Origin of the sequence: Ochrobactrum sp. RH2CCR150 (assembly GCA_014138095.1) — a bacterium.
Classification (GTDB): domain Bacteria; phylum Pseudomonadota; class Alphaproteobacteria; order Rhizobiales; family Rhizobiaceae; genus Brucella; species Brucella gambitense.
Map to the genome: position 1 here is coordinate 109,103 of JACGXE010000003.1, position 21,999 is coordinate 131,101.

The window sequence follows — 21,999 nt, forward strand, 5'->3', positions numbered from 1 at the left end:
TTGCCGAAGCAAGTTCCCTTACAATCAAGAATTAGAGCTTTTTGCGGGAAATTAAAGTTTTATTAACAAAAAACTTGGGGTGTGATGAATTTGTCGCGCATAAGCGCCGGTAGGCGCCCTCAGGCGCTCACGATCATGGCGTCGGGCATCGCATCGGGAAAAGGCGCATCGCTGCCCTTCCGTCCACTGGCAAACTGCCGCAGAACAAGCGGATAAATCCGGTGTTCAGCTTTCAAAACGCGTGCGGCCAGCATGTCAGCAGTGTCGCCCTCTATGACCGGTACAGCCGCTTGCGCCAGAATGGGGCCTTCATCCATGCCTTCCGTCACCAGATGCACGGTGCAGCCTGCAAGTTTGACGCCTGCGTCGATGGCGCGCTGATGCGTGTGCAAGCCGGGAAACAGCGGCAGCAGGGAAGGGTGAATGTTGAGGATGCGTCCTTCATAGGGCGCGATAAAACGCCCGGACAGAATCCGCATATAGCCAGCAAGACAGAGAAGGTCGGGCTTCAACGCGGCCAGTGCGGCGAGGATGGCATCTTCATGCTCGTCCTTCGACGCAAAATCCTTGCGTTTGAAAACCTGCGTGGCAATGCCAGCGGCCTCAGCCTTGGCGAGGCCGCCTGCTTCTGCCTTGTCGGAAAAGACCGCGACGATTTCCGCCGGAAAATCGGGTGTCTGCGCAGCCCGGATCAGCGCCTCCATATTGGAGCCGCCGCCGGAGATGAAGATGACGACCCGTTTGCGGCTCATAGCGCGAGTGTGCCCTTGTAGACGACGCCGTCCTTTTCGCGTGCGATCATGCGACCGAGCGTGACGACCTGTTCGCCTTCAGCGACGAGGGCCGCGACCACTTCGTCAACCTTTTCAGGCGTGACGACGGCGATCATGCCGATGCCGCAATTGAAGGTGCGCAGCATTTCGACAGGCTCCACGCCGCCAGTTTTGGCAAGCCAGGAGAAGACCGGCGGTACGGCAATTGCCGTCAGATTGACTTCGGCCGCCAGACCTTCCGGCAGAACGCGCGGAATATTGTCGGGGAAACCACCGCCGGTGATATGCGCCAGCGCCTTGATGCCATCGGAAGCGCGAATGGCTGCAAGCAGCGGCTTCACATAGATGCGGGTCGGAGTAAGAAGCGCTTCGCCCAGCGTCGAACCCGGCTGGAATGGCGCATCGGACTTCCAGCCAAGGCCGGACAGTTCAACAATGCGGCGCACCAGCGAGAAGCCGTTGGAATGAACGCCGGAAGAGGCGAGGCCGAGAATGATATCGCCTTCGGCAATATCGCCGCGCGGCAACAGCCGGTCACGCTCCGCCGCGCCCACGGCAAAACCGGCCAGATCGTAATCGCCATCGCGATACATGCCGGGCATTTCAGCGGTTTCGCCGCCGATCAGCGCAGAGCCTGCCTGACGGCAGCCTTCGGCAATGCCTGCAACGATGTCGACGCCCTGATCAGGCGACAGCTTTCCGGTTGCATAATAATCGAGGAAGAAAAGCGGCTCTGCGCCCTGTACGACCAGATCGTTCACGCACATGGCGACGAGGTCGATGCCCACTGTGTCGTGCTTGTCGGCGTCAATGGCGATCTTCAGCTTGGTGCCCACGCCATCATTGGCGGCGACCAGAACCGGATCCTTGAAGCCAGCCGCTTTCAGATCGAAGAGGCCGCCAAAACCGCCGATTTCGCCATCCGCACCGGGGCGGCGCGTCGAGCGGACGAGCGGCTTGATCTTTTCAACCATCAGGTTTCCGGCATCGATATCGACACCTGCCTGCGCATAGGTCAGGCCATTGTGGCCGGCGAGCTTGTTTTCCGAGGTCATGGCCTGCTCCTGAAACTGGGTGCTATCCACCTGCGCGCAATGACACGAGATGGCTTTGCCCGCAAGGTCATGAAGCGCGAAAAGCGCAAAACTCTGCCGGATTCTGCACGGTTTTTCGTATGACTGGCCATGTTCGTGTCAATACAGATGTCTGTTGCGCTGGCTTTGCATTTCGCACAGTCCGGTCTACTCTCGAAAAGGCCGGTCTACTCTTGAAAAGGAATGAGCCGTGCATCAGCGATAAGATGACGGTAATGCAGTTCTGATATTGTTTTGCCAGCAGGTCTTTGCAGAGAACGGAACCATATGGTCAAAAAACCGACGCCGACACGCCAGACGAACACCAAGACGGGTACGAACAGGACTGGCGCCGCTGCTTCGGCTGCGGGCGGCAGCAAAGTCATTCGTCAGACGGACGCCATCGCCTCGGACGGCAATATCCACGTCAATGTTGAGGTTGGCGGCCTCACGGGCACAACGGTTCGGCGTCAGGCGATGTTCTGGGTCGCGACAATGGCCGTGTTCGTGCTGTTTCTGGTGGTTTTCAGTTCAGTCCTGCTGCCCTTCGTGGCGGGCATGGCTCTGGCTTACTTTCTCGATCCGGTGGCTGACCGGCTTCAGCGCCTGGGCCTGTCGCGCATGACTGCAACCGTCGTCATCCTGCTGGTTTTCCTGATTGCGCTCGTCGTTGGCCTGATGATCATTGTGCCAATTCTGGCAACGCAGCTTGCCGATTTCATTTCCAAGGTGCCGGGTTATATCACCCAGTTGCAGTCATTGCTCGCCAATGAAAACTCGCAATGGCTGAAGAAATATATCGGCATCGACAGCTCGGTCATTCAGCAAAATCTGAGCGCGCTGCTTCAGCAGGGTGCTGGTTTCATGACCACGCTGCTTCAGTCCCTGTGGAATTCGGGGAAATCGCTGATCGATATTGCAGGGCTTTTCGTGGTCACACCGGTGGTTGCCTTCTACATGCTTCTCGACTGGGACCGCATGGTCAACCGCATCGATTCCTGGGTGCCGCGCGCGCAGCTTCACACGGTGCGCCAGATCGCGCGCGAAATGAATGCAGCGGTTGCAGGCTTCATTCGCGGGCAGGGCACGCTCTGCCTCATTCTTGGTACGTATTATGCCCTCGGCCTAACCCTCACGGGGCTCAATTTCGGCCTGCTGATCGGCTTTTTTGCAGGTCTGATCTCCTTCATCCCCTATATCGGCTCGTTCGTCGGTCTGGCACTCGCTATTGGTGTGGCGCTGGTGCAGTTTTGGCCGGACTGGATCATGATCTGCGCCGTTGCGGCAGTGTTTTTCATCGGCCAGTTCGTGGAAGGAAACATCCTCCAGCCCAAGCTGGTTGGGTCGTCGGTAGGCCTCCATCCGGTATGGCTGATGTTCGCTCTGTTCGCGTTCGGTTCACTGTTCGGCTTTACCGGAATGCTGGTTGCGGTGCCCGCTGCGGCGGCAGTCGGGGTGCTTGTGCGTTTTGCCTTGAATCGCTATCTCAATTCACCGATGTACGATCCAGCCTTTCGTCGTCGCGACCCGGATGCGGGGCCGCTGATCGAGGCAGGCGAGAATGCAGGCCCGAATGCAGGCAGGGACAAATGAGACTGAACCGCAATCTGGACGGGTGTGCGGGAGGCAGCGATGCGTGACGCCCCGCGTCAGATTCCGCTGAATCTTGAACACCAGCCCGGTTATCACCGCGAGGACTTGATCGTCACGGGCTCAAACCGTGCGGCGATCGACCTTATCGATCGTTGGCCGAACTGGGTATCGCCGGTTACGATTTTGGCCGGACCTACCGGCGCGGGCAAGACGCATCTCGCAGAAGTCTGGCGCGCGGGCACGGATGCGCTTCTGGTTGATCCAGCGCGTATTACGGATGAAATCGTTCAGGCTGCTGCAGAGCGCGCCGTGCTCATCGACGATATTGGCGGCGCGCCCTTCGATGAAACGGGGCTGTTTCACTTGATCAACAGCGTTCGCCAACATGCAGCACAGGGCTTCGGGCCGTCGCTTTTGATGACGTCGCGCCTGTGGCCCGCAAACTGGAACGTGAAGCTGCCCGACCTCGCATCGCGGCTGAAAGCGGCAACCGTGGTTGAAATCGCAGAGCCGGACGATTTGCTGCTGTCGGGCGTCATTCATAAGCTTTTTGCTGACCGTCAGGTCAGTGTCGAGCCGCATGTTGTGACTTATCTGGTCAGCCGGATTGAGCGTTCGCTCCCGTCTGCAATCCAGATTGTCGACAAGCTCGACCGGGCAGCACTGGAACAGAAGACCCGCATCACGCGAGCGCTGGCGGCGCAGGTGCTGGCCGATACCGATGGTCAGTCAGACGGCCAAACTGGCGACAAGGCAGGCTGACGGTGAAGGTTGTCGTTACGGGGGCAGGCGGGTTTATCGGTAGCGCGGTTGCGCGGCAGCTGCATGACGACGGGCACCAGGTCACGCCTTTATCTCGCAACGATTTGGCAGATGCGGATTTTTCAGGCATTGAAACGGTTGTGTATTGCGCAGCACTTGCTCATCGCACCGGCGCGGAACGACCGGATGCCGACGCTTTCGATGCCGTCAATCACCGGCTGACGGTTGAACTGGCCGCGAAGGCGAAACAGGCGGGCGTAAAACGCTTCATCTTCGTTTCAACGATCTACACCATTGCCGGAAACCCGTCGCCGTTGACGGCCGACATGCCGCTAGCGCCAAGGGCATACGACGATTATGGACGCGCCAAGGCGAAGGCGGAAGCAGCGCTGCTGGCCATGACCGGCATCGAGATTGTGATTGCACGCCCGGTGCTCGTCTACGGTCCCGGCGCGCGCGCCAATCTCAGGGCTCTGATGAAACTCTGCGATAGCGCATTTCCGCTGCCTTTCGGTATGGCGAACAACCAGCGCAGCTTCGTGTCCTTGCAGAATGCCGCCCGCGCACTTGTATTCCTGTCGCAAGCTCCTGCCGAGAAAGTCGCAGGACGAGTGTTCCATCTGGCCGAACCCAAGCCAAGTTCAACACGCGAGCTGGTATCCATCGCCCGCCGCGCCATGGGGCGTCCGACGCGGCTTGTCTCTGTTCCGCCAGTGCTGATGCGCTTGCTGCTGACGGGTCTCGGCAAAAAGGGGCTTTATGAGCAGCTATTCGGCGATCTGACGGCGGATACGTCGTCGCTGATCGCAGCCGGGTTTAAATATCTCCCCGGCGATCCGCAGATTGAAGCCATGGCTATCGAGGCCCAAAAAGCTTAGTTCTTATCTCCCACCGCTTTTGGCGGGACGATGCGGGACTGTGTCTGCACTGGCGCGCTTTTCGCTATCTCCGGCTTCTTGGTCACCGAACCGGTAATCAGCGTTGCGCTATCCGGCTTGTTACGACCACCGACAAGCTGATCCTCATGCACCCAGCCGATCATATTGGTTTTCGGAACAATGATACGATGCCAACGGCCAGTTTTACCGTAAGAGCGCATCTCGCGCCCTTTTTCCACGGTGCCGATGGCTGCGGATTTATCCCAGGCGTTTTTGTGAATGGTCAGCTGCGTCCGGGCATAAACCACTGAAGGCGAATGCGCGGGCGTGTTGACGCCGCGCGGTGGCATCATATGCGGGCCAGTCGGCGCTGAGGCCACGACCTGATTGGTCGGACGTGGCGGCTTTGGCGCCTGAACGGTCACTTGAGTGGGGGGGTGCACTGCTGCCTGCTGAACCGGTTTTTGCACGATAGGCGCGACAGGTGCAGATGGACGCGGCACAGGGCCAACGGCAGCACCGTAATCCTTGTCCTTGGATGGCGCGGTCGTTTCTGGTGCCTTCGCGGTAACGGTTGGCTTGCTCTCTGTACGAGGCGAGGTCGATGCGAAAGGATTGGTCGCAGACCGCTGGAACAGAGCTACCAGCGCGTCCTGCGGGCTTTTGTGCTGTGATGTGGCCCACAGACTGAAAGCGCCGAGACCGAGGATGGCTGCCAGAGCCAAAACGGGCGCAGACGAACCAGATCCGCCCTTGGCAGTGCGGGCTCTCTTTTTCGGTGCAGCCTTTCGGGCAGGCTTCCGTGCAGCCATATGTCTGACCCCTGTTCGAATCGCGATCGCTAGACGCTAACAAGTCTTCCTTCGCATTTCGTTACCTTGGGGGGATCGGGCCATGGCTGGCCCGCCAAATAGAAAACGCCGCTTTCGCGGCGTATCCAAGTCATTATGAAGAAGCTGATCAGTGTCCGGACGTCTTGCCGTCACAGGAAGTTTCACCGGAAACCTTATCCTGTTGTTTCTGGTTCGATTCCTGCTCTTCAACTGCGTCGCGCCACTGGGCCCATTCGCGCTCGTGACGACGATAAAGTTCATCGGAAACAGTCTGGATACTCATTTCGATCCTCCGTTCATCTGGCGAAGCAAATAACACGGAGCTGTCCAGAACGTTGCATCACAAAGCGTAAGCGCTTGAAATCTAAATCGGTTTATATGTTTATAACCTTTTCAGACCTCAATTTTCCTGAACGGAAACACCGCCTTCTCCGATTTTCAACTCAATCCCGGCGGGTTTTGTCTCTTCGCGATAGACGTAAAAAGCCAGACCAGCCGCAACGACGACCAAAGCGCCGATAATCAGATAAAGCCCGTTTCTGTTCACGTGTAACTCCTCATTATGATCGATAAAGGTGGAACGCCTGAACGCGGCATCGGTTCCGATAAAGAAAACCCACGCAAGCTGATGCCTGCGTGGGCTGTTGGCCGATTGATCTAAGGATCAATGTATTACGGCGGGCAGGGTTTCTGCCGGAACCATATGGGTGAATGGCGGCAGATAGGCCTGTGCCAGCACGAGAAGGCCGATGAGCGACGCCAGTGCAATCGAGTGGAAAAACACGTAGCGCAGGATTTTCGACTCATGGCCGTACCATTGGGTGGCGGTAGAGGCGACGACGATGGATTGCGCATCGATCATCTTGCCCATGACGCCGCCCGATGAGTTGGACGCAGCCATAAGCACCGGCGACAGCCCAAGCTGTTCGGCAGTGATCTTCTGCAATCCGCCGAACAGAACATTGGACGCCGTATCCGAACCGGTGAGAGCAACGCCGAGCCAGCCCAGCATTGCGCCGAAGAACGGATAGACCCAGCCAGTTTGTGCGAATGCAAGGCCGAGCGTGGCATCCGTGCCGGAATAGCGGGTGACATAGCCCAGCGCCAGCATGGCCGCGATGGTGATGAGCGAGAAGCGCACCACATAGGCGGTCTTGCCGTATTCCTTCAGGAGCTCGAGCGGATTGAAGCCGAGAACCAGCCCTGCCACGATGGCCGAAAGCAGGATGCCCGACCCGGTGGCCGACAGCAGGTTAAGCGTATAGACTGCCGCTTCTGAATGGGCGTCGGCAACGACGGGTGGCACTTTGAACACCAGATTATGCAGATAAGGCACCTGAACCTTCAGCACCCAAAGCGAGTCGAGCCATGTGCGGAACTGCGGAGTTCCCCACAGAAACACGAAGACCGACAGGATCAGCCATGGCAGCCATGCGCGAAAGACGGTCCCGCTCGCATGTTGCTGGGGCGGTGTATAGGGCGCGGCCACTTCGTCCGGATCGAGACTGGTGGACGTCCAGATGCGTTTCGGTTGCCAGATACGCAGAAATCCGGCGAGCGCTGCCATGGAGCAGACGGCGGCAATGACGTCGACCAGCCAAGGGCCATGGAAGTTTGAAACCAGATATTGCGGAATGGCAAAGGCCACACCCGCAACAAGCAAGGCAGGCCAGACTTCCAGCATGCCCTTGCGTCCGGCAAAGGCCCAGATCAGCCAGAAAGGCACAATAACCGAGAAGAACGGCAGCTGTCGTCCGATCATGCCGGAGAGTTGCAGAAGGTCGATGCCGGTCACGGCGGAAAGCGCAATGACCGGCGTTCCAAGTGCGCCATAGGCGACGGGCGCGGTGTTTGCGATCAGCGATAGGCCTGCCGCCGGAAGAGGGGCAAAGCCCAGACCCATGAGCATGGCGGCTGTCACGGCCACTGGCGTGCCGAAACCGGCCGCACCTTCGAAGAATGCGCCGAAGGAAAAGGCGATGAACAAAAGCTGGAGCCGTCGATCCGGCGTTATCCCGGCGATTGAATCGCGCAGAATGTTGAATTGTCCGGTCTGTTCGGTAAGGCGATAGAGAAAAATAACATTCAGGATGATCCAGCCGATGGGCAGAAGCCCGTAGGCCGCGCCATAGACGGCTGTTGCACCTGCCTTGTCGGCGGGCATTCCAAATCCAATGACGGCGATGACGAGAGCAGTCAGAAGACCAAGTATTGCTGCAGTATGGGCTTTCATGTGGAGAAAGCCGATGCCGCCCAACAGGACGACAATTGGCAAAGCGGCGAGCAATGTTGACCAAAACATGCTGCCCAAAGGGTCATATACTTGATTCCAGGGCATGGTTCCTCCCTTCCTGGACTGAAAAATGTTCCTCTCTTCGATGCAAAATGCTTCATCGGTCTGGGTGCCGATGAATAGGCAATGGACAGCCATCCTCTCCCAGGAGGTGCCTATTGCCGATAGTTGACTTATGTTGACGATTGATTGGTAAACTTACTTTACCAGGACTGTCAATTCTACCGCGTCTGCTACTTTAGGCATGGCGATGCTATTCAAGCCCGAAACAAGACTGTTCTTCCCGCGCTGACGTTACGTCAGAACTATGCCTTGTCGGGAAGTTACGCACCGCTAGCAGCCGCTTTTTCGTCGTTATTCCAGCGCATAATAAAAGGCTTCTTTGAGAGGAGGCTGTCATGGTCACGCGCGCATTGCCGCCGAAGGAATTCGAGGCACAGACTGTTCGTCAGGGCAGGCAGGGAACGCAGGTTCTAACCGTGTTGATTGCCAGTCTGATGGCATCCATCGTCGTGTGGATGTTTGTCGGGCTGTTCGGATAAAGCCGGGCTGATGAGCGGCATTCACCTTTAGTCGTCGTTCACCGAACAAGCGGTGCAGCGAGGGATGCTGCTAGTGCGAATCGCGCGCGCGGTAGCAGCGGGAGCCTGTTGAGGCCTTCGACGTTGCATTGAAGGGCAGGTTTGCGCATGTGAACCTGCCCTTGATCTTTGGTGCTTCAGGTCAATCGCGGGTGCTGGTCGCGGTGTAGGAGGGTCTTTTGGGGATATCCGACCTGTTATGTGTCAACCCGTCGATTTTTTTATGAAAGTTTGAAAATAGCGCTTGCCTTAAGAGAGCGAATTCTCTAGTGAACGCAACGTCCGAAAGGGCCACGGAGCGTAGCGCAGCCTGGTAGCGCACCTGATTTGGGATCAGGGGGTCGGAGGTTCGAATCCTCTCGCTCCGACCATTTTTCCCCCACCATGATTGATATAAAAAACCAAGCTATCCTGTGCTTGGCTTGAACCGCGCGTCTTTATCGCGTTGACATGGATTGGTGGGTCTACTATTGCCTTGTTGAAATTCAGAGCCTCCCACGGGGCGGCAAGAAGCATAGTCCAAGGTTCTTCAAATGGTTGCACGCATTTTCCGTCCAGCTAAGACTGCCATGCAGTCCGGTCAGGCCAAGACAGATCAATGGATCCTCGAATACGAGCCGGAAAGCCCGCGCAAGGTCGAGCCATTGATGGGCTACACGTCGTCAGGCGACATGAGAAGCCAGATTCGCCTCGCATTCGATAGCCAGGAAGACGCTATCGCTTATGCAAAGCGCTATGGCATTGCCTATCGCGTTGCCGAGCCGAATGAGCCTAAGCGCCGTAAAGTGTCCTATTCGGACAATTTCCGCTTCGACCGCACGATACCCTGGACGCATTGACAGCTTTCCCGGCCTGGCAATTTGCGCTAAGGCCGGCATATGACGCCCGGGTTTCCACGAAACCTGGGGCGCCGCAAATGTCGCCGATTTTTAAAAGACGTGGTCCCGTAGCTCAGCTGGATAGAGCACCGGCCTTCTAAGCCGTAGGTCGCAGGTTCGAATCCTGCCGGGATCGCCACTTTTTCAATAACTTAGCTTCATCAAATTGCGAAAGTTCCAACTCGATAATTTTCGAGTTCCAACTTTTCTTCTTCATTTGTTCTGATCGCGCATCCTCTGGCGTCCCCGTCGCCGCGCAGCATCTGCCTGGCGAACGGCAGTTAAATCTACCGGCTGATACGGTTTATGAATGGCGTTGGCGCTCGAAATCGAGTTCGCCATCTTGGCAGCTGTTCCAGCTGGTGTGGCTCCGCCCGCCTGGGCTTCAATCGCGCCAGAGCGCCGCATGTCGGCCAGTGTGCGCTTATCGTCGGGGAAGCAAAGTTCGCGAATTACCGCAAAATCATCTGGCAGCGTAAATCGAGAATACGGTGCGCCGCTGCGATTGCGGAGGACCGCACCAACTTCGCAGGGGCTATCTTTCAAATAAGCGTCCATCAAGGCGAGGGAACGCTTTCCCAACGTGCCAATAGCGGACCGACCTGTCTTGGCGCGTCCTACAGGGAAGTAGCGGTCTATTCCCTTTCCTTCGATTCCACTGATTGTCAGTTTGCGTAGGTCTGCTGGGGAGAACTGGGTATCCCATGCAAGTGCTATGGTGACAGCGAGGCCGTGATATTTCTCGCGCCACGCTCTTTTGGCCAGCCGCACAACTTCCCATTCGCGCCACGAACTGGAGCGGGGTTGCGGAGCACGATTGGATATTGCAGATGATGGGTCGTTTTTCTGGCCGGTGTAATTCAGCCCCTTGCAGACATTCCAAAGCGCCCGCCAGATCTTAATTGTTCGCCATGCCTCTCGCAGAGATACGTTTGTCTCGATCATCGCTCGAAAGCGAGAGAGGGTTTCAAGCGAGATTTCGGGGCTGATTGGTGGCAGATCTCCGAATACAGGTGAAATTCTCACCCAGGCGCGCTCTCACTCTTCGCGGGTGCGCGGTTTTTTGTTTTTGGACCATTCTTCTGTTTTCTTGTAGCGCTCGAACGCTTCGCCTATCGACCCGATAGGCCAACGTGGGCTAGTATCCTGCGCCCGGCCCTGCCTGTGTCTCTGCCAGCGCTCGTTCCAATCCGCAGCTATTTTCCATGCTGCGGGGCCGTCCACGCCGCAGCGGACCGGCAGGAAGCCAGCATCCTTCATCACCTTGGTGGGTTGCCAATAGCCGTACTTGCCCTTTTTAACCACGTAATAAGGGATATCCACTTTACTCACCAAGACGCTCCAATCTTGCCGCCACCAAGCCGCTAGATTGCGCAGGAGATTGATTCGTTTGCAAGATACGCTTGTGACGCGAGGCGCGCCATTCATCAATGGCGTCCAAATCGTAATACCCGGTGTCGGGATCCGACGGCGGAAAGCCGCGCTGTAGCAAGCGCGGTAAAAGTTCGCCGAACCTCTCCAGTGTGAGGCCAAGACGGCGAGCAGCCTTCTCCGGTGGCACGTCGCGTGGATCGACCAAGAACTTAATCGCCATGACGGTCGCCTCCTGATGGGCGGGTCAGCTTAAAACGGCCATGTTCTTCCATTTCCTCAAAGCTTAGCTTCGGAATTTCTGACAGCCGTTCCGTTCCCCGAACACGGATTGTGCGATTACGCGAGCGTCAAAGGAAAGCTTCCCCATCACGCCACCTCACTGCTTGGAGGAGTAGGGAGACGAGCAAGAATAGTCGAGATTTTTACGGGGCGGTACAGGATATCGTATTTGCCGTGTTCGTCCTTGTGGCTGTATTCATATCGCCACGCTTCGCCGCCGCTGTGATCGACAAGCCCGTCTCTTCGGGCTTCCAATAGTTTTTCCATCGGCCACTGGTGATGATAAAATTTCCCGCGTTCGATGCCCTGCGCCCCCGCTTCGTCGGGCTTATCCGCTACTGGATGGAGGGCGCGGATATAATGCTGCATGGATTGATGAACGGTCGCGCCGCCGCAGCCGCATTCGCGACCATTGCAGCACAATTGTAGGTCATATTCGCTGTGGGCGTCGATAACCTCGCAAGCAGCTTCCAGACCTTTCCGAAAGCTATCCTCCAACGCCAGCTCACGCGCTGCGGATGGCTCAAGCGCGGAGAGGATGGCCGAAGAAATGCGCGACCAGTCTTCAAGTGGCAGGTTCATCTGAACATGTGCAAGTTCTTCCACGGCTTTGCGGGCCGCTTCGATCTCATCCACGTTCACCCACACCGCTGCTAGGTGAGGGGCGGCAGAAGCATCTCGCAACCACTGATATTCCGGGTGTGGCTTCGACAGTTCATCAGCGTGTGCTTGTGCATCGTTCTCCGGCCAATCGGTAGGAACGGCCCACATGCGAGCGTCAATAGCGTCATTGTGCGGATGCTTCACTTTCAGGCTCAGCCACCATGCATTGAAAGCATTCGACATGCGAACAGCCGATAGATAATCTGGCGCTGCAATCAGATCGTCAGGATCGTGGGTATTGACGGCCCAGAGTGTTTCCGCCTGTACTGCCTGTTCTGGGATGGTCATGGGCGCGTCCTCGCAATCCCTGACTGCATCAGTCGGGACAATGGCAATGTGGGAAGGGCGGATTTGTCGATGCGACCGGGCTTTTCGTATTTCGGGAAGCCAGCGCTTTTGATCGTGCCTTTTGGTCGAACGATGCCCTTTGCCTTGTCGCTCATCCGTTTGGTTTTCGCAGCACGTGGTGTATCAACCGTGCGGGTTTTGTATCCATGGCAGGACATGCAAACCGCTGCGCAGTTATCGAGCGTCGGTTCCTCGCATGTAGCTGACGGCAAGCGAAGATAGCGTAGTCGGTTAATGGTGGCGTAAAGACGTTGTGAGAGCCTCGCCCGAAAGGGGCTGACAAGCGCATTAATAAATTGAATATGCGCTCTTTTCAGCCCCGCCTTGAGCGGAAGGTCAGTATGACGTGCCCAACACGAGGTACAAGCACCACATCAATATTAAGAGAAAAATGCCAATGAGTATTTTAGTTACGGTTTCTGGTTTCATCGGGTACCTGTAATAAGAAGCCATCGGCCCTCAAACGCCTCTGCGTATTTCAGATAGCTATCGCCTTTAGAGTGTTAGTCGATAGGCGCCGGTGGGCGAGTATTCCCTCAGCAAACTAGCGACGTTGTAACAGAAGATACGCTATCGCCGCAGTCACACCGACGGCGGCCCAAACAGAAATGATACCGGGATTGTCTTTGGTGTACTGAATAGCCTTTTGCCCTTGATCCCGCGCCTCGGTTGCGATGTCGCTTACGACGTCGGTTGTTGTGTGAAAGGCGTGTTCTACGCTTTCGGAGGCGCTGCTTGTTTGTTTAGCTGCTCTGGAGGACAAATCTTTTATTTGCTCACGCAGTATTGTGATCTGTTCCGCTAGTTTTTCTTCGATGCTCTGAGCCATTGTGCCCTCCTTTTAGTTTCCTGGGCTCCGCCCTCAACGTCCTACCGATCAATGGTCTCTGCCATTATCCGGTGTTTATCGATGAACGACTTTAGCGCGATCCGAAGGCTGTATTCATCATAGGTGCCTTCCTGAAAACGACGTGTTAGGTATCTCGCCGCACCGGTGCGCAAAGCCTGGGTGTCTCCCGGTTTGCGAGCATTCCTAAGAAGGCGGGAAATCATAGTAATGTTTCTGGAGTTCAAGGCTATGGAAGACATGACGTCCTCCTTCGTTGCGGGCTAGGCTTTTGAAGCCTGAACGACAGCGCCCGTTCCAAATGCTGTCGTGATATTTACTATGCGCCTTATGTGACCGGAAAGCAATTAAGGCTAAGATGTGGGCCGGGCGTGTGGAAACGGCAAACGTCAAAATTCAAGTGTAGCGCGACATCACGCTAATCTTATCAAGAACGAGAAAAGTGCTCTGCTTTTCGGCCTAAAATACGATTTCAAGAATATCTAGACATCGATGGGGGTCAAGAAGCCCAACCACACAAGTACTGTAACTAGAATAAAAAGCGCAAATATTGATATCTGAATAATGGCTCGATTTTTCCGTTTCATCGACCACGACGTGCTATTCTAGCGATGCGTTCAGCTATTATACTAGGAATTGGAAAGGGGGGCTTAGCCGGCAGCTCACCGTCCTCTTTTTGGCCCGCTGAGCCGGTGCGCGTCTGGTTTGTGGCTTCCTCGGTTTTTCGAAAGCCTAACAAATCCAGCATTTTTATCGGATCGCGTCGGGTTGCTAAGAACGCTGACATTGGCCCCTCATCTTCGTTCAATATGGATGGAGGAGCGTCGTTTGAAGAACCACTTACATGCGTGCGAAGAATTGCTTCACGCAACGACTTCAGATCAAGTTTTCGAAGGAACCGGTTGTAGATATTGGAAGACATAAAAATCTTCCTTTTGTTAGGGCTGGGGTCGTCCCCTTGTCCGCAGCGCCCGTGTCAATTGCTGCCGAGAACATCACCATGCGCCTTTATCTGCGCCATTGCAATGAAGACGGACTCAACCGCATTCACTGCCATAGCTGGAAACAGCTGATTCAAAATCATCCTGTGCGCTTCGCAATCGGCGAAACTCAGAGTAGCAATCGTCTCGGCCTTGGCTTTCGCTGACGCAATTGGCATATCGCTTAAGAGCGCTTTCTATATCGCTCGTTGCTGAGTTATAGCTGTTAACAGCGTCGTCGCAGTCAGCGAATGAGATCGTCGTGGCAGTTAGCACGAGTGCGAGCGACATAGCTGGCATCAGAACTGCTTTTTTCGTGGCCGTCATCTAAACCTCCTCCTTTTGCCCATCAGGATTACAACCGTGAGTCTCACGCCGAAACAAGAGAGATCAGCTACCCAACGAAGCGATCATCGCAAATAGAATAATGAACGATAGAAGAACAGCAGTGAGGCTACCGAACAGAGCGGCTCGGAGTGCCCGAAAGCTGGGATCCGTAAAGAATGGCGTTAGTCGGCTGAACCTTTTCCCCATACGATGACCGGTGCCCAGTTCTCGATCTTCCACGCGCTCGACAAGACTTCCCGTTTTCACCAGTACGGCGGCTATCGATATTAGAAACGTGGCTAACCCAACGAGTAGCGCTGTCGACGTCATCCAGAACGCAGCCTGAACTACAATCGAATGTTCCTCTGGTCTGAATGCCATGGCCGTCCCAACCGTTGATTTCCCCAATTCGGAGTATCCTGTGACACTTACGGCAAAGCAAGAGCGGTTTGTCGCTGAATACCTGATTGATCTGAACGCCACTCAGGCAGCGATACGGGCGGGGTACAGTGAGAAGACGGCTCAACAGCAAAGATCCCGCCTGTTGTTAAATGTTTTGGTGCAGGAAGCGATTGCCAAAGGGCGAGAAAAGACCGCAGCTAAGCTTGAAATCACGAAAGAGCGCATCGTTGATGAATTGGCGAAGATTGCGTTCGCGGACATTCGAAAAGCCGTCAGATGGGGCAAAAGCCCGATAGATACGTCATTGGATAATGCCAAGGCTGTTCGAGCCGAGCCGATCAGCGCCTTGTACGAACAAGGCAAAGTGCACCACGTGGGCATTTTCCCCGATCTTGAAGACCAGATGTGCAACTTCACGGCCTCCGGTTACGTAGGCGAAGGGTCACCTGACCGTGCCGACGCCCTTGTATGGGCAAGGCCCGATCTCGATTGGTGTGATTGCGTTGGTCCCGTTCTTCACCGGCAGGCGTGAGGGATCACAGCGTCTGCGTTCGGGCGACCGGTTTCGCAAATACTCCGATGTCGCTGGACAGTGGGAATTTTTCTGGGGCCAGAAGAAGGGCAAGGTCAATGGCTGAACGCTTCACGTACTGGCGAACGGCTCTAAATGACTATGTTCATTCGGTGATGTCGAAGCCGTTCATCTGGGGGCAGCATGATTGCGCGCTCTGGGCCGCTGGCGCTGTTCTGGCGATGACTGGACACGATCCCGCGGAAAAGTACCGAGGCCGCTACAAGACGCTTATCGGCGGTCTGAGGCTGCTTCGAAAAGACGGTTTCGAGAACCATGCCGAACTTGCAGCCTCACAGTTTGAGGAAATCCATCCCTCACATGCTGCAGTTGGCGATATCGCCGCTGCGCGTATCGATGACAGCGCTTTGTGGGCGCTAGGCGTGGTGAACGGCCCTCGCATCTTTGTGCTTCGTCCTGATGCCTCCGGGCTCGGAACGGTCGATCTTCTGGCTGCCGAAAGGGCATTCCGGATTTAGCAATGAAATCACTTCGGGTTCTGTTCTACGCCGTATGGTTCATGCTGGCGACGATTTCGCTCGCCCATGCGGGACCAGTGGCGGCGGCTGTCGGCGCGATTGCCTCGTCTATCTGCGCCATGGGTGCGCTTGGACAGTTTGTGCTGGCCGTGTTGCCGAACTCTATGCGCGCCCAGATGTCCATTCTCGAAGCCCAGAACGAAGCTTTCCGCATCGAGCTTGAGCAGCGCAACAAAGACCTCGAGGTCGCTCAGAAGACGAAGAGGAATGCATAATGGCAGTGCGCCCCGACTACGACATAGGTGTTCTGGATTTAACCTCCGGCAGCGCGAACTTCACCACGACCGGTTCAGCGCTCAAGACGGCAGCTGTACAGGCTGGTGACGCCATTATCGCGCCTTCCGGTCATGTCCTGATTATCGCGTCCATCACCGGCCAGAATAGCGGCACTATGTTTCTGCCTTGCCCAGCAGCGGCAGCAGGAAGCGGCCTAGCGCTTCGTATCCGCTTCCAGCCAGACGGCAGCCGGTCAGGGTGCGGTTCGCAATTTGATCGATCTGTTGTCCAGCGGGAATGTTGAAGCGTTTGCCGCTCTTGTCGGCTCCGCAGGACTGGTCCCTATCTTTACCGGCGTCGGCACGATGGATTTGGCCGACCCGGCCACATTTGGCATTCAAGACCCGAATGACAGTCTGGGCAAGTTGGCGGCGCTGACGCTGGCAGCACGTCAGATTTTGCAGACGGATGCAGCGGGCGCACTTAAACAGATCGCGCTCGCGGCAAACAAAGCACTTGTCACGGACGCCAATGGCGATGTAGCGCCGATTGATATCGGAACGCTTGGGCGTGCATTGTTGGCCTTGGCAACCGGAACCACTGACCAGTACTTGCAAGGCGATGGCACCTTGCAGGCCAAATCGGGCCTGCCAATCAGCACCGCAGTACAGACGGCACTTAACGCGAAGCTTACAACGAATACGCTGCTTACAGAGATAGGCGGTAGAACCGTAACAGCGGGCGTCGGTGCGGTCGGCGGAGTTGCTTGCGGCGTGATATCGAAATCGAAGGTGTCGGCACAGTCTGGCACGCTCGAATTCTGGCTTTATTGCGTTTAGTACTGATCGATAACACTTGTAGAATGGGCGGCCAGAAGGTCGCTTATTCAATCTGGTTCTGTTTGATATTCCCGCCTTACCAGATCCGCGATATTCTCACGCCAATTGGGGTTTGATGCTTGCATTTTGAGCACCAAATCCAATTCCAGCCTTATTGAAATGCTAACCTTTTCAATTGGGTTCTTGGGGCGGCCACGGCGCTCTCGCTTACGGTTTTCATTCACTTATAATTACCCCGCTTAATATTCACAGTTTACATGCTGGGAGATGAACCTTGCGCGAAGGTTAAGCGGTTGTTGATGATAAGATATCCTTTCTAAATTCGTATTCTGAATGGCCATTTAGGCAAGAAAACAATCAGCGAGGAAGTCGCCATAGCAAGAAGCACGCTGCGAATAGAGCGGCAATGACGACGCCCAATACAATCATATGATCTGAGATTGTGAGATTGAAGATCGTCATTCGCGATTCTTCTCTATCCAGATCATAAAGCCGATCAGGGCGAGCAGCGCTACAATTATCGCTCCGATAAACCACCAACTCATCTATGATCCTCCCGGCCCTATAACTCGCGTGGCGGGAGAAGGTTAATTTGGCACGTATAAATTGAACAAAAAGCCCCGGGAGGAGGGAATCCTGGTCCGGGGCCCGCGCGCCAACAATGGGTTAGAGGGTATTGCGACGCGCAACCCTGAGGCTAATAGATTAAAGCGACCCAGCCAAGCAGACGTGCTGTAACAAATTATTCAAAATCGAAACAAAAACCCCGGACCAGCCGGGGTTTAAAGTTATTGCCGCCGTCTGGTGTCCCAGACAAGCACGGATATGACACAGAGCAATGCAGCGAGGATGGGGACTTCAATCAGAAAATACCAATGCATCATTCTTCCCTCATACCGGAACGCGGCCACCACCAGTGCTACGGGAAGTCATCCACGGCATAGCAGCCTCAGGTTTTTCGAGAATGTTGCGTTTTCGAGCGAAGCCTTCAAAGGCGTTTTGCGCCACAATTAGCGGTTTCTGCCCGCTGTGAGCGTCACAACAGGCGCTCCATGCCACTTCATAAATGACGTCCCGATCATCCTGTGGCCATTCATAAAGAAAATCGATCGCGTCTATCGGTCCTGCAATCTCTCTGATCAGAAACTTGCCGTCCTTTACAAAAATTGGACTGTCAAACAAACGGTCGCTCATCGAAACCTCCATTTGATCGAACGAAGTGTGTTGGAATGACGGCTCCGATTTAGTGATGCTTCGCCGCATTTCAAGGGTCGAGTACGAAAATTTGTAGCGCCGGCCAAAGCTGGCAATAACCCTCGGCCTGCCTGCCATCCGAAAGATAAGCAACCCATGAAACTCGTTTCCGACTGGAAGCGGGTGCTCACGTGCGCGTGGAGCATCCGTTTGCTTTTGCTCGCCGGTATTCTTTCCGGCCTTGAAGTCGCGCTACCACTGATCGGTGACGCTCTACCCATCCCAACCGGCGCGTTTGCTGCTCTGTCGCTGATCATCACGGCAGGAGCCGTTGTTGCGCGCATCGTTTCACAGAAGGAATTTCGCGATGGCGAGTAGATTGAAGAAGTCGAGCGCGGCAATGGCGGCGGCGGTTGCCCTTGTCGGGGCATGGGAAGGCGTGAAACTTGTTGCCTATCCCGATCAGTTCGCGAACGGATTGCCCACGGTTTGCTTCGGCGAGACGCGGGGCGTGAAGCTTGGCGACCGATATACGATGGACGAGTGTAAGAAGATGCTCGGCAGTGCTCTCGTAGACTTTGAAATGGGTATGCGTAGATGCCTGACCACCCCGGATAAGGTGCCAGACAAGCCGTACGTGGCGTTTCTTTCTCTCAGCTATAACATTGGCACCGGCGCATTCTGCCGTTCGTCTGTGGCTCGCTATGCGAACGCGGGAGATTACCGAAAGGCTTGTGACGCGATCAGCCTCTACAATCGCGCTGGGGGGCGCGTAGTTAAAGGCCTTGCCAATCGACGGGCTGACGAACGCAAGCTTTGCCTCGAAGGGCTGAAGTGATGCTTGGCCTTCTGGATTATCTCAAAATCGGGACAGGGCTGGCGGCGGGCATCGTTCTGATGCTCGGGTTCAATGCCCTGATCCATGACCCGATGATCGAGCGCGAGGCGCGGCAGGGCTATGTTCAGGAGGCGCAAGTCATCGCTGCCGAGGCCAAAGTCGCAGAGATGCAGCGCCAGATCGCAGCAGGCCAGTACGTCATATCGGCGTATCAGGAGCAGCTTTCCAATGCACGGGCGGCAGAACAAGCCAAATCGGAACAATCAGAACAGGAGATAGCGGCCTATGAGAAACGGCTTGCTGACGAAGGCCGCGCTTGTCGGCTTGATGGCACTGACATTGAATGGCTGCCCAAGCCTTGATCGCCAGTTGAAACACGCGGCAACGGCTCAAGGGACGGCACAGGCTCGCGTCACACTGCCGGACTATCCAGAAGACTGCCGCGCCAGAGAGCCTCATGCGGTGCTTACCGACGGCGCTGAAATCCGCTCGATCCTGAAGCGCGAGCGCGATGCACTGGATCGGCAAAATGCCAGAACCGATCGCTGCGCCGGTTTTTATGATGATGTTGCCAAGGGACTGAAGTGATGGAGCATGTGATGCCGGAAGAAAACGACCTCCGTTCCCGTGTAAACGCTGCTGAGCATCAACTCACGGCACTGATCCCGCGTATCACAGCGTTAGAACAATGGCAGCGTCAGGTGGAGATTGCCGACGCACGACAAGATGAGCGGTGAAAGCAGGTGGATAATCGGTTCAATGATCTCGACAAGAAAATTGATAAAATCAGCGGCGTCCTGTCGAAGTTGATGTGGATCGTCATAAGCGGTCTGGGCGCAGCGCTCGTCGCTTTCATCGTCAATGGTGGTCTGAGGTCGATATGAATGAGATCCGCGACCTTCAACCGACCCGGCGAGGCGGAGACATATATGTCAGCATCGCCGGGCGGGAAGTGAAGCTTTCACCTATGCAGGCGAATCTGATTATGCGCGCATGGGCCGAAGCAGTGGGTGCGGCTCTTGTCGCCGACGCTCACTCTTCTGTGTCCGTGACAGCCGATGAGGCGCAGAGCAAAAAGAACCCCGCAGCGAAAAGCGCGCGGGGTTAAGCGACTGGTCCCCTCCCACAAGGGACGGTTAAATTTTAACCGTTCAGTAAAGAAAGTAAACCCCGGCAAGGAGGACGCCATGCCGGGGCTGCGCAGGTTGGGTTTTCATCGGTCTGAAAAGACTGCGCAATTCATATTTTTATGCGAACTAGCTTGGTGGTCAACACAGGCGATCAGTCGAAAAGCCTAGCAAGCTCAGCCGCGCGCATTGCCGTCAGTTCAGGATCATGGTTACTTTCCTCGAAAACCCTCATTACTAGACGGGCTATTCGGTCTTTACCCTCGTGTGTAGCTGGGCAGATTTCTAGAGTCTCACAGCAGCGGGTGTAGGCTAGCTGTAATTGTTCGAGTTCAGTCGGGTTAAATGTACCCTGATATTCTGCGGATCTGAACGGCATCGCTGGCTCCTCCTTTGCAACCACAGCGCCAATTTCGGCAAATTTCAAGTGATATTTGCGGATCGAATATCGGGTGCCTTATTTGTCGCATTGGTTCGGAATTAGGAAACCCAGCCGCTCTCCCGGCGCCGTGGTTTTGCATTTAAGATCGGACCGTCGCCGCTCTTAACGCAAGTGAAAATTCTTTGACTACTCTCAATAAAAGAAAACCCCGGTCAGTGTGCGTGCACTGGGCGGGGTCGTTCAACGCAATCAGGTCACGTCTCCGTTCACGCTGAACATGGCCAGAATAATTGACTGGCAGAAAAAAGAAACTCCGGCTCCGGGGGGGCACCGGGGTTTGCGTGTTGAGGGGCAAAACATTCAGTGATTTACCAGTCCATCACGCCTCGACACATTATCGGGTGCGAAATAAAAGAAAAGCCCCGGCGCAGGTGAAACTGCCCCGGGGCCGTACTGGGCAAGGTGTGCGGGTCCGCCCAGCACTTTATTCGCCGAGCTTCGTACGACCAGGCGAATAATGCTCTGCGAGAAAAAGCCCCGCCCTATTTGCAAGACGGGGCCGCGACAGCGAGAGTGTGGTTTGGTCGATAGTGGTGTGCTGACGCTGAGTTGTGCTCTTGCGCTGATTAAACTCTGGCTAGAGAAATTAGTTCCGTTGTCCTCCCAAAACAGAACAACGAAACCTTGTTATTCTGGTCAAAAAGTAAACCCCGGTGTCCATCCCAAAGGCACCGGGGTTACATCATCCAGACGCTTATTTCGCCGCTCGTTTAGATGAATGCTAATGATAACTGGAGGGCCGTATCGTCATGTCGGCAGCCTTTGCGGCCGCGATAAAGCGATCCCGAGCATTGCTCCGCTTTCCTTCGATATCCGCCAGACAGCTTTCTACCGCTCGCCAGTATTCTTTACCGCGAGCTTCGTATGGCCATTCTTCGATAAGGCACTCAGCAGCTCCTGCCGTGCTCGTAATAATGCGGTATTTGCCCACTTCACCAAGTTCCACGTCAACTGGATCACCCCAAGGCATGGCATCCTCCGATCTAAACGACCCACCTTGAAGAGGTAAGGTGGAGCGAATTGATATCGTTGCGACAAACTAACTTTCGGTCAGCAAAGCTGTTCCATCGGGGGTGTTGGAGTTAGCCTGCAATACACTCATATCGTGTCGGATCGCGTATCGTTGAGATGCCAGCCTCGCGGCAAGCTCGGAAAGATAGGACTGGTCACGTAAGCCGCGCGTGTAAAGCATAATCACGCAAGATGCGAGTTCCTGAGCGGAATAATTACGGTCACTCTCTTCAAGAAAAATCGCTGCGTTATTATAACACCTGCGCAAGAAATTGACTTCCGCACTTGTATATATTCGGCTTGCATCGTTAAAAAACGGCATTTCAGCCTCCTAGTAC

The 21,999-nt window shown here is 55.4% G+C and carries 33 protein-coding genes and 2 tRNA genes; 18 read left to right on the forward strand and 17 right to left on the reverse strand.

Annotation, left to right across the window (positions count from 1 at the left end):
• Window positions 1-119: 119 nt before the first annotated feature.
• Window positions 120-752 carry a phosphoribosylglycinamide formyltransferase gene (gene purN, locus FHW03_RS07955; RefSeq protein ID WP_182520164.1) on the reverse strand — a complete coding sequence of 211 codons (633 nt, stop codon included), beginning with the start codon at window positions 750-752 and terminating at the stop codon, window positions 120-122.
• On the reverse strand, window positions 749-1,828 hold the full coding sequence (gene purM / locus FHW03_RS07960) for a phosphoribosylformylglycinamidine cyclo-ligase (protein ID WP_078340758.1): 1,080 nt from the start codon (window positions 1,826-1,828) through the stop codon (window positions 749-751). Before purM ends, purN begins: the two co-directional genes overlap by 4 nt.
• Before the next feature lie 306 nt (window positions 1,829-2,134).
• On the opposite strand from purM, the gene FHW03_RS07965 reads away from it, so the two are divergent.
• From FHW03_RS07965 to FHW03_RS07975, 3 genes are read left to right on the forward strand one after another with little or no spacing between them, the layout of a single operon-like run.
• Window positions 2,135-3,439, forward strand: a complete 1,305-nt coding sequence (locus tag FHW03_RS07965) for an AI-2E family transporter (protein ID WP_182520165.1) — start codon at window positions 2,135-2,137, stop codon at window positions 3,437-3,439.
• 39 nt (window positions 3,440-3,478) lie between these two features.
• Window positions 3,479-4,201, forward strand: coding sequence for a DnaA regulatory inactivator HdaA (gene hdaA, locus FHW03_RS07970; protein WP_182520166.1), 723 nt, complete (start codon window positions 3,479-3,481; stop codon window positions 4,199-4,201).
• 2 nt (window positions 4,202-4,203) lie between these two features.
• Window positions 4,204-5,079 (forward strand): NAD-dependent epimerase/dehydratase family protein, encoded by an 876-nt coding sequence (locus tag FHW03_RS07975; RefSeq protein ID WP_182520167.1) that lies wholly within the window; start codon window positions 4,204-4,206, stop codon window positions 5,077-5,079.
• Here the strand turns inward: FHW03_RS07975 and FHW03_RS07980 are convergent.
• From FHW03_RS07980 to FHW03_RS07995, 4 genes are all read right to left on the reverse strand, one after another.
• Entirely contained in the window at window positions 5,076-5,891 is an 816-nt protein-coding gene (locus tag FHW03_RS07980) for a hypothetical protein (protein WP_182520168.1), read from the reverse strand. The two genes, FHW03_RS07975 and FHW03_RS07980, sit on opposite strands and share 4 nt — an antisense overlap.
• 148 nt (window positions 5,892-6,039) lie before the next feature.
• Entirely contained in the window at window positions 6,040-6,195 is a 156-nt protein-coding gene (locus FHW03_RS07985; RefSeq protein WP_167836021.1) for a hypothetical protein, read from the reverse strand.
• Window positions 6,196-6,312: 117 nt separating this feature from the next.
• Window positions 6,313-6,459, reverse strand: a complete 147-nt coding sequence (locus FHW03_RS07990; protein ID WP_182520169.1) for a hypothetical protein — start codon at window positions 6,457-6,459, stop codon at window positions 6,313-6,315.
• Between the two features lie 117 nt (window positions 6,460-6,576).
• Window positions 6,577-8,250 carry an L-lactate permease gene (locus tag FHW03_RS07995; RefSeq protein WP_182520170.1) on the reverse strand — a complete coding sequence of 558 codons (1,674 nt, stop codon included), beginning with the start codon at window positions 8,248-8,250 and terminating at the stop codon, window positions 6,577-6,579.
• Window positions 8,251-8,603: 353 nt separating this feature from the next.
• On the opposite strand from FHW03_RS07995, the gene FHW03_RS08000 reads away from it, so the two are divergent.
• The 4 genes from FHW03_RS08000 to FHW03_RS08015 all read left to right on the forward strand — a co-directional run bounded on the left by FHW03_RS08000 (window position 8,604) and on the right by FHW03_RS08015 (window position 9,803).
• Entirely contained in the window at window positions 8,604-8,747 is a 144-nt protein-coding gene (locus FHW03_RS08000; RefSeq protein ID WP_182520171.1) for a hypothetical protein, read from the forward strand.
• A gap of 333 nt (window positions 8,748-9,080) precedes the next feature.
• Window positions 9,081-9,157, forward strand: a tRNA-Pro gene (locus tag FHW03_RS08005).
• Between the two features lie 162 nt (window positions 9,158-9,319).
• Entirely contained in the window at window positions 9,320-9,625 is a 306-nt protein-coding gene (locus FHW03_RS08010; protein ID WP_182520172.1) for an ETC complex I subunit, read from the forward strand.
• Between the two features lie 101 nt (window positions 9,626-9,726).
• Window positions 9,727-9,803, forward strand: a tRNA-Arg gene (locus tag FHW03_RS08015).
• 74 nt (window positions 9,804-9,877) lie between these two features.
• Here FHW03_RS08015 and FHW03_RS08020 read toward each other — a convergent pair.
• From FHW03_RS08020 to FHW03_RS08055, 8 genes are all read right to left on the reverse strand, one after another.
• A complete protein-coding gene (locus FHW03_RS08020; RefSeq protein WP_182520173.1) occupies window positions 9,878-10,609 on the reverse strand; it encodes a hypothetical protein in 732 nt (243 codons plus the stop codon).
• 93 nt (window positions 10,610-10,702) lie between these two features.
• Complete coding sequence (locus tag FHW03_RS08025) at window positions 10,703-10,996, reverse strand: hypothetical protein (RefSeq protein WP_182520174.1); 294 nt, start codon at window positions 10,994-10,996, stop codon at window positions 10,703-10,705.
• Window positions 10,989-11,258: a hypothetical protein gene (locus tag FHW03_RS08030; RefSeq protein ID WP_182520175.1), complete on the reverse strand. Its 270-nt coding sequence runs from the start codon at window positions 11,256-11,258 to the stop codon at window positions 10,989-10,991. Before FHW03_RS08030 ends, FHW03_RS08025 begins: the two co-directional genes overlap by 8 nt.
• Window positions 11,259-11,404: 146 nt before the next feature.
• Window positions 11,405-12,268, reverse strand: a complete 864-nt coding sequence (locus FHW03_RS08035; RefSeq protein WP_182520176.1) for a hypothetical protein — start codon at window positions 12,266-12,268, stop codon at window positions 11,405-11,407.
• Window positions 12,265-12,423, reverse strand: a complete 159-nt coding sequence (locus tag FHW03_RS08040; protein ID WP_182520177.1) for a hypothetical protein — start codon at window positions 12,421-12,423, stop codon at window positions 12,265-12,267. Before FHW03_RS08040 ends, FHW03_RS08035 begins: the two co-directional genes overlap by 4 nt.
• Before the next feature lie 449 nt (window positions 12,424-12,872).
• Window positions 12,873-13,157, reverse strand: coding sequence for a hypothetical protein (locus FHW03_RS08045; RefSeq protein ID WP_182520178.1), 285 nt, complete (start codon window positions 13,155-13,157; stop codon window positions 12,873-12,875).
• 601 nt (window positions 13,158-13,758) lie between these two features.
• Window positions 13,759-14,097, reverse strand: coding sequence for a hypothetical protein (locus FHW03_RS08050; protein WP_182520179.1), 339 nt, complete (start codon window positions 14,095-14,097; stop codon window positions 13,759-13,761).
• Between the two features lie 115 nt (window positions 14,098-14,212).
• Window positions 14,213-14,482, reverse strand: a complete 270-nt coding sequence (locus FHW03_RS08055) for a hypothetical protein (protein WP_182520180.1) — start codon at window positions 14,480-14,482, stop codon at window positions 14,213-14,215.
• A 379-nt stretch (window positions 14,483-14,861) separates the two neighbouring features.
• Between FHW03_RS08055 and FHW03_RS08060 the strand changes: the two genes are divergently transcribed.
• From FHW03_RS08060 to FHW03_RS08080, 5 genes are all read left to right on the forward strand, one after another.
• Window positions 14,862-15,416, forward strand: coding sequence for a terminase small subunit (locus FHW03_RS08060; RefSeq protein WP_210277208.1), 555 nt, complete (start codon window positions 14,862-14,864; stop codon window positions 15,414-15,416).
• A gap of 98 nt (window positions 15,417-15,514) precedes the next feature.
• Entirely contained in the window at window positions 15,515-15,934 is a 420-nt protein-coding gene (locus tag FHW03_RS08065) for a DUF6950 family protein (protein WP_210277209.1), read from the forward strand.
• Between the two features lie 2 nt (window positions 15,935-15,936).
• Window positions 15,937-16,209, forward strand: coding sequence for a hypothetical protein (locus FHW03_RS08070; RefSeq protein WP_182520494.1), 273 nt, complete (start codon window positions 15,937-15,939; stop codon window positions 16,207-16,209).
• Complete coding sequence (locus FHW03_RS08075) at window positions 16,209-16,514, forward strand: hypothetical protein (protein WP_182520182.1); 306 nt, start codon at window positions 16,209-16,211, stop codon at window positions 16,512-16,514. The genes FHW03_RS08070 and FHW03_RS08075 overlap by 1 nt, the downstream gene beginning before the upstream one ends.
• Window positions 16,483-17,049 carry a hypothetical protein gene (locus tag FHW03_RS08080; protein ID WP_182520183.1) on the forward strand — a complete coding sequence of 189 codons (567 nt, stop codon included), beginning with the start codon at window positions 16,483-16,485 and terminating at the stop codon, window positions 17,047-17,049. The genes FHW03_RS08075 and FHW03_RS08080 overlap by 32 nt, the downstream gene beginning before the upstream one ends.
• An 891-nt stretch (window positions 17,050-17,940) precedes the next feature.
• Here the strand turns inward: FHW03_RS08080 and FHW03_RS08085 are convergent.
• Complete coding sequence (locus tag FHW03_RS08085) at window positions 17,941-18,243, reverse strand: DUF982 domain-containing protein (RefSeq protein ID WP_182520184.1); 303 nt, start codon at window positions 18,241-18,243, stop codon at window positions 17,941-17,943.
• 156 nt (window positions 18,244-18,399) lie between these two features.
• Here FHW03_RS08085 and FHW03_RS08090 point away from each other — a divergent pair, with 156 nt between their 5' ends.
• From FHW03_RS08090 to FHW03_RS08115, 6 genes are read left to right on the forward strand one after another with little or no spacing between them, the layout of a single operon-like run.
• Window positions 18,400-18,621 carry a hypothetical protein gene (locus FHW03_RS08090; RefSeq protein ID WP_182520185.1) on the forward strand — a complete coding sequence of 74 codons (222 nt, stop codon included), beginning with the start codon at window positions 18,400-18,402 and terminating at the stop codon, window positions 18,619-18,621.
• Entirely contained in the window at window positions 18,611-19,081 is a 471-nt protein-coding gene (locus FHW03_RS08095) for a lysozyme (RefSeq protein WP_377514415.1), read from the forward strand. The genes FHW03_RS08090 and FHW03_RS08095 overlap by 11 nt, the downstream gene beginning before the upstream one ends.
• A complete protein-coding gene (locus FHW03_RS08100) occupies window positions 19,081-19,443 on the forward strand; it encodes a hypothetical protein (protein ID WP_182520186.1) in 363 nt (120 codons plus the stop codon). The genes FHW03_RS08095 and FHW03_RS08100 overlap by 1 nt, the downstream gene beginning before the upstream one ends.
• Window positions 19,409-19,669 carry a hypothetical protein gene (locus FHW03_RS08105; protein WP_377514417.1) on the forward strand — a complete coding sequence of 87 codons (261 nt, stop codon included), beginning with the start codon at window positions 19,409-19,411 and terminating at the stop codon, window positions 19,667-19,669. Before FHW03_RS08100 ends, FHW03_RS08105 begins: the two co-directional genes overlap by 35 nt.
• 11 nt (window positions 19,670-19,680) lie before the next feature.
• Window positions 19,681-19,818: a hypothetical protein gene (locus FHW03_RS08110; protein ID WP_182520187.1), complete on the forward strand. Its 138-nt coding sequence runs from the start codon at window positions 19,681-19,683 to the stop codon at window positions 19,816-19,818.
• 6 nt (window positions 19,819-19,824) lie between these two features.
• Window positions 19,825-19,965 carry a hypothetical protein gene (locus tag FHW03_RS08115; protein ID WP_182520188.1) on the forward strand — a complete coding sequence of 47 codons (141 nt, stop codon included), beginning with the start codon at window positions 19,825-19,827 and terminating at the stop codon, window positions 19,963-19,965.
• A gap of 1,406 nt (window positions 19,966-21,371) precedes the next feature.
• On the opposite strand, the gene FHW03_RS08120 is transcribed toward FHW03_RS08115, so the two are convergent.
• The gene (locus FHW03_RS08120; RefSeq protein WP_182520189.1) at window positions 21,372-21,620 is read right to left on the reverse strand and encodes a DUF982 domain-containing protein; all 249 of its coding nucleotides are present in this window, start codon (window positions 21,618-21,620) and stop codon (window positions 21,372-21,374) included.
• A 69-nt stretch (window positions 21,621-21,689) separates the two neighbouring features.
• Entirely contained in the window at window positions 21,690-21,983 is a 294-nt protein-coding gene (locus tag FHW03_RS08125; RefSeq protein ID WP_377514420.1) for a hypothetical protein, read from the reverse strand.
• Between the last annotated feature and the right edge of the window lie 16 nt (window positions 21,984-21,999).